Source organism: Mesorhizobium sp. M4A.F.Ca.ET.050.02.1.1 (genome assembly GCF_003997725.1).
Classification (GTDB): Bacteria; Pseudomonadota; Alphaproteobacteria; order Rhizobiales; family Rhizobiaceae; genus Mesorhizobium.
The window spans coordinates 1-501 of sequence record NZ_RZSG01001474.1 but is presented as its reverse complement, the minus strand read 5'-3'; the positions used below and the strand labels follow the sequence as shown (position 1 = coordinate 501).

The window sequence follows — 501 nt, the reverse complement described above, 5'->3', positions numbered from 1 at the left end:
ATGGTGAACAGGCCGAGCGCGACGGCGGTGACGCGAAGCCAGGCCGGCCACGGGCGCCATGTTCCATCCCGCGCCCGGAACGGCTTCAGCAGCGCCATCAGGATCAGGATGACGCCGACGATGATGGTAGCGACAAAGCTGCGCGCGATGGTCAGCGACAGCGGCGAGCCCATCTTGTCGTTGACCACGGACAGGAAATTGTTGAAGCCGATGACCACCGCCATCGCCGTCGTCAGCCGCACCAGCCAGCGCGCCGGCCCGGTTTCGACCGGAATCAGGCGCCAGTTGGGCAGGCGCGGCTCAAGCGCGGCATTGGTCAGCCGGTTGACGCAGAACACCACCGCGATGACGGCGAGCAGCGCATTGAGGAAGACGCCGATATCGCCGCGCAGCACGTTGTAATAATTGAAGAAGAACACGGTCGAGGCGAGGAACACCGAGAGCGCCGCGGACGGCAGCAGCGTTGACCAGAACGCCACGGAAAGCCGGCTGAGATAGGAC

The 501-nt window shown here is 64.9% G+C and carries 1 pseudogene; it reads right to left on the bottom strand.

Going from position 1 to position 501, the window contains the following annotated elements:
* Nucleotides 1–501: pseudogene (locus tag EOA33_RS38215) on the bottom strand (mechanosensitive ion channel family protein); the annotation flags it as partial.